The organism is Desmonostoc vinosum (assembly GCF_059505385.1).
Window position 1 is genome coordinate 1 of record NZ_JCACKM010000288.1, and the last position, 4,296, is coordinate 4,296.

The following is a 4,296-nucleotide window of genomic DNA, read 5'->3' on the forward strand; positions in this document are numbered from 1 at the left end:
TGCTAGGTGCTTTCCTCAGCTTATCTGCTTTGTATACCAATTAGATAGCTAGGGGATGCACGTCTGGGTTGCACCGCGTCCTCCCTTTGGGTATGCCGAAACCAATGCGCGGAGGATTAAGGAAAAAATTCTCCAGAAGAACGAGATGACCGCGTTTTTGATTCGCATTGACAGAGAAACGGGCAAACGTGGGGCTGAAAAAGACTTTGCGCTAGATACCAGCTGTCAAATTGAGGCGCAACGCAATTGGTCTATCAATAATTTACGGGCTGATTTGCGATCGCTCCTAGAAGAAATGGGCAATACTATTGTGCCAGTAGGAGACGGTGCTGACGAGGGGGCTTCGCGGTGGATGAAGGCGGCAGGTGTTGCCATCGATGAGGAGCATTATCGCAAGGTGGCCAGTGCCAAAGATATTGATAGGAGAACTTACACCAGTCGGCAACACCAGGACTACCTCAAACCAGAAGAGGTGCTGGAGTGTGAGAAGTTTCGCATCCAAGACACTTATGGCATGAGCGTCACTCCTGAGTTAGTCGAGAAAGACGATTCAGGGAGATTGATAAAGAAGATTGTCGCACTTGAAGCAATCTTGGCTCTACCAGGAGAGGCGGTTGCAGATGACCAAGGACGGGAGTTTGTCTCACCGCCTGCTGTTGTTGTCGAAAGGGATAAATCGGAGCGCGAGCGCCTTGCCATTTGTACTGACTGGAGTAATCATTCTACGTCCTGGCTTATGCGTCATCGCTTGGGATTGCGAGAGATTTTAGGAAAGCTGATGGCTGCGGCAGAGGTGACAGAAAATGAACAGATGATTCAAGTTTTGGCGGAGTTCTCCAAACGCAATGCATCTCACATCAAAGGCATTCTCAACCTGACCATTCCGCTTGATGAGTCACCCATGTGGATTTTAAGCCAGTTTCTATTGCAACTGGGTTTGTCTACACAGTCGCGGCGACCTGTGGAGTCGGGGAAGCGGGTTAGGTATTATCGGCTCAACCCTAATGATATTGCGTTTGCACAGAGAGTTTTGGAGTATCGGCAACGGCAGCGGGAACAGAGCCAAAAAAGGCGGCAGTCAGAGCAAGAAAAAAATGCAGTATACGCGGCTCGAATGCAGGCGATGTATGGCATCAACGCTCCGTCCACACCCCCTAATAATGAAAATGGAGATAATAATTGGGGGGGTATGGACGGACAGGATAACCTCAGTGATTCATGGTGGAATAAAGTTAAATATTATGCTCGGCTAGCGATTGAACGCTTCGAGTACGGAGTGAATGCAGTTAAAGAATTTCTCAGTACCCTGACGAGCGATGAGCGCTGGGGCGTGATGTTGAAGTTTGAGGACATTGATGCCGAGAAATTTGGTCAACTGATTGCGATTGCCCCCGATTGGGTGCAGTGGATGGGGTAATATAGGATGTTACGTACATCCTTACGCTTTATAGAAAAAAGCTAGGTTCAAAACCTCGCCCCTGGTGGGCGAAAAAATCCTTGTTTCCCAAGGTAGGTAGAAACCCCACCCGCAAGTGGCGTGGCTGTCTTTAATTTTGAATTTTGAATTTTGAATTTTGAATTGATTCATATTGTTATTCCAGTTTCGATAAGTTCAAAAACTATCTTGTTGATTCCGAAGTAAAGCTTGTAATATCTCTCGTTGTTCTTTCAACAGAGCTTGCTGTTCTGTGACTAAAATTGTTAATTGAGCATTTAATTGAGTTAGCAACACAACTAAATCTCGGTATCGTTCTAGTAGACGAGTTTCTTCTGTTTGGCGACGACGTTGAAGGCGATAGGCAATTAATGGTGGGCGATTCAGTCGTAATCGTTGGCATGTAAATTCTCCTATCGTAGTCAGAGCTAGTAACTGCCCATCCTCTAACTCAATAAAATGTTTATTGTACTGGAGAGAGCGAGGATTCCACAATTTTGGTAAAGACTCATCCGTACTCCAGTAATCTTGCTTGTATTGATTACAACAAACGCAGGCATAAATTAGGTTTTCTAAATTGTCAGAACCTCCTCTCGACTGGGGTTGGTAGTGATCAACCGTTAGAGTTCCTCCTACGTCAGTTTCTCTCACCCCACAAAATTCGCAGGCATAGTTTGCTCGTTGCTGAACTTGTTCTCGTACTTCTTTTCTTATCGTCATGCCGAACGTCGAACCGCCAATTGTTGGCGCAATATAGCAATTTCTTGGCGTAAATCATCATTTTCGTGAGATATTTGCTGAATGCGTTGAGTTACGAATGCTAATTGCTTTAAAGATGCTTCAATCTGAGTTGGTAAAATTGGGCTGATTATTTGAGAATCAGCATTCTCACTCAGCAGCTTGCTTTCTATTGCATCTACAGAGGCATACCAAGCATCTAACTGCTCTTGTTCTATGTTTGTGAGTTGTTCGCCAAGTGTTGAGCGATTGTGCAGTTGCCTCCCTATTTCATCTAAAATCATCAGTTTTCTCCTGAGTTGTAGCTGGAGGAAATTATACCAATAGAATTATAGTGTCGAACTTGTGATTCAGTATCGGTTCCTAAAGTGTTTACTCAGGAGCGCACACGCTCATGTGCTACTCCTGAGCCTGTCCTACGGTAGGCTTCCAGGGCTATGCGACTTTGCTCAACCATTTGAGCTTGGGTCAGTGGTTGGAAATTTAATCCTGTATCTATTTCGCCATACTCAAACATTTCTTCTGTAGCTTGAGTAGATTCATGACTTAGTAACTGCTCAAAATCTTCTAAATCTCCTTGAGAAACAGTCAACCATGTTTTGAGCAAACTTTTTACCTGTTCTGCTGGTAATGTCTCAATATGCTCTAAAATTTGCTGTTTAATATTGTTGGCTGTCATAAGTATTTGATTGGGGTCGCTATTCTGTTACAATTCAACGTTTTACCAACATATATAATTCTAACTAAGCCTATACTAAACCATACCCATAACCTAGCCAGCACTCAAAAGGTATTATCGGCGATTCGTGGTGGCAGCAGGTTAAATATCATGCTCAGTTGGCAATTGAACACTTTGAGTACGGGGTGAATGCGGTTAAAGAACTACTCAGTACAGTAACGAGTGATGAGCGTTGGTGAGTGATGCTGAAGTTTGAGGACATTGATGCCGAGAAATTTGGTCAACTGATTGCGATTGCTCCCGATTGGGTCGAGTGGATGGGGTGAGTTGTTGGGGTTGATTTGGCGATCGCGGGCTTTTGCACCCTTCACAGTTGTGAACAATTAAAATAAACCTAAAAGATTGAATTTTCCCTTATAAGGTGGATGCCGAAAACCTCGGAAGAATAGTTACGTAGTACCGCATTCTGTGCTTCAGACCGTGGATGAAGGCGCTTCAGCAGGGTTTACCCTGCCTTCAGGCTTTCTGCTATATCTAACTAATCAAAGTTCCTTTAGTTCGGTTTTACTCTCAAATAAAGTTGTGTAGCCACAAACTTAGTATCTCTCTTGGTCGGATCTACATTTTCTACTACCTCAGTTTTACCTACAGCAATCAAACCTTGACCAAAAATTTCGCTTGTTGCTGCGTCAAGTTGTTCTTGTGTTGCACCCGTTTGACTCAAATCGATTGACGAAACTGGAGAAATCTTCGGCTGATTCAAAACCAACTTATCTGTGGAGAAGCAAGGAGTTGTGATGCAGCGAATGCCATTGTCTTTTATAGCCACAAAAGTACCTTTTGCTGGGGCATTTGTCGCAGCATAGAAGGCTTCTTTTACTCTCAAATTCCCAAACTCACCGAATCCAGGAAATGTTACTGGAACGATGTTACCTCTGAGAATCACACGGCTACCATCATCATTTAGAATTTTTACCAGTTCTAATGGTGATACTAAAAGGGAACTCCAATCAATTGCAGACACATAGCATTCGGAGCGAAAAACACCATCAACGCAAGGAGTAGCTTTCAAGTTGACTTGCTTGATGAAATATCCCCCGCATATGGGAGAAGCACATTTGCGAAAATCCCTTCGTATTGTGTAATATCCCCACTGGGGAAACTCTTGATTTTTGACGGTGACTGCAACAGAATCAGTAGTTTCTGGAGCAGAAATGTTTTGAGCAGATACTTCCCAGAAAAATCCGTTGCTAGCTATTATTGCACCTGATAGGAGAATGAATGAGTATTTGTAGTTAAGTGAGCTTTTGTTCATGGGAGCTTGAAATTTTATTTCCGGGTTCAATACCTTTGTTAAAATAAGGATTGAAAAAATTGTTGCTATATGCAAAAAAAATAATACCACCATCATCTCTGTAGAGTTTTTTGCGAATTGTTACAATTT

Annotated in this window: 6 protein-coding genes; 1 reads left to right on the top strand and 5 read right to left on the bottom strand. The window is 43.3% G+C overall.

From position 1 onward, the window contains the following. Positions 1–55 precede the first annotated feature (55 nt). Positions 56–1,417 carry a hypothetical protein gene (locus tag AC5JMF_RS30020; protein WP_495799358.1) on the top strand — a complete coding sequence of 454 codons (1,362 nt, stop codon included), beginning with the start codon at positions 56–58 and terminating at the stop codon, positions 1,415–1,417. 195 nt (positions 1,418–1,612) lie between these two features. Here AC5JMF_RS30020 and AC5JMF_RS30025 read toward each other — a convergent pair whose 3' ends face one another. The 5 genes from AC5JMF_RS30025 to AC5JMF_RS30045 all read right to left on the bottom strand — a co-directional run bounded on the left by AC5JMF_RS30025 (position 1,613) and on the right by AC5JMF_RS30045 (position 4,167). Continuing rightward, entirely contained in the window at positions 1,613–2,155 is a 543-nt protein-coding gene (locus AC5JMF_RS30025) for an HNH endonuclease (RefSeq protein ID WP_495799359.1), read from the bottom strand. Continuing rightward, positions 2,152–2,457: a hypothetical protein gene (locus tag AC5JMF_RS30030; RefSeq protein ID WP_495799360.1), complete on the bottom strand. Its 306-nt coding sequence runs from the start codon at positions 2,455–2,457 to the stop codon at positions 2,152–2,154. Before AC5JMF_RS30030 ends, AC5JMF_RS30025 begins: the two co-directional genes overlap by 4 nt. Positions 2,458–2,549: 92 nt before the next feature. Continuing rightward, positions 2,550–2,852 carry a hypothetical protein gene (locus AC5JMF_RS30035; protein WP_495799361.1) on the bottom strand — a complete coding sequence of 101 codons (303 nt, stop codon included), beginning with the start codon at positions 2,850–2,852 and terminating at the stop codon, positions 2,550–2,552. A 203-nt stretch (positions 2,853–3,055) separates the two neighbouring features. Continuing rightward, the gene (locus tag AC5JMF_RS30040; protein ID WP_495799362.1) at positions 3,056–3,223 is read right to left on the bottom strand and encodes a hypothetical protein; all 168 of its coding nucleotides are present in this window, start codon (positions 3,221–3,223) and stop codon (positions 3,056–3,058) included. Between the two features lie 182 nt (positions 3,224–3,405). Next, positions 3,406–4,167: a DUF6748 domain-containing protein gene (locus AC5JMF_RS30045; protein ID WP_495799363.1), complete on the bottom strand. Its 762-nt coding sequence runs from the start codon at positions 4,165–4,167 to the stop codon at positions 3,406–3,408. Positions 4,168–4,296 lie beyond the last annotated feature (129 nt).

Bases quoted from the DNA above. Each gene is read 5' to 3' on its own strand.
- AC5JMF_RS30020 (WP_495799358.1), top strand. From the start codon at position 56: ATGCACGTCTGGGTTGCACCGCGTCCTCCCTTTGGGTATGCCGAAACC.
- AC5JMF_RS30025 (WP_495799359.1), bottom strand. From the start codon at position 2,155: ATGACGATAAGAAAAGAAGTACGAGAACAAGTTCAGCAACGAGCAAAC.
- AC5JMF_RS30030 (WP_495799360.1), bottom strand. From the start codon at position 2,457: ATGATTTTAGATGAAATAGGGAGGCAACTGCACAATCGCTCAACACTT.
- AC5JMF_RS30035 (WP_495799361.1), bottom strand. From the start codon at position 2,852: ATGACAGCCAACAATATTAAACAGCAAATTTTAGAGCATATTGAGACA.
- AC5JMF_RS30045 (WP_495799363.1), bottom strand. From the start codon at position 4,167: ATGAACAAAAGCTCACTTAACTACAAATACTCATTCATTCTCCTATCA.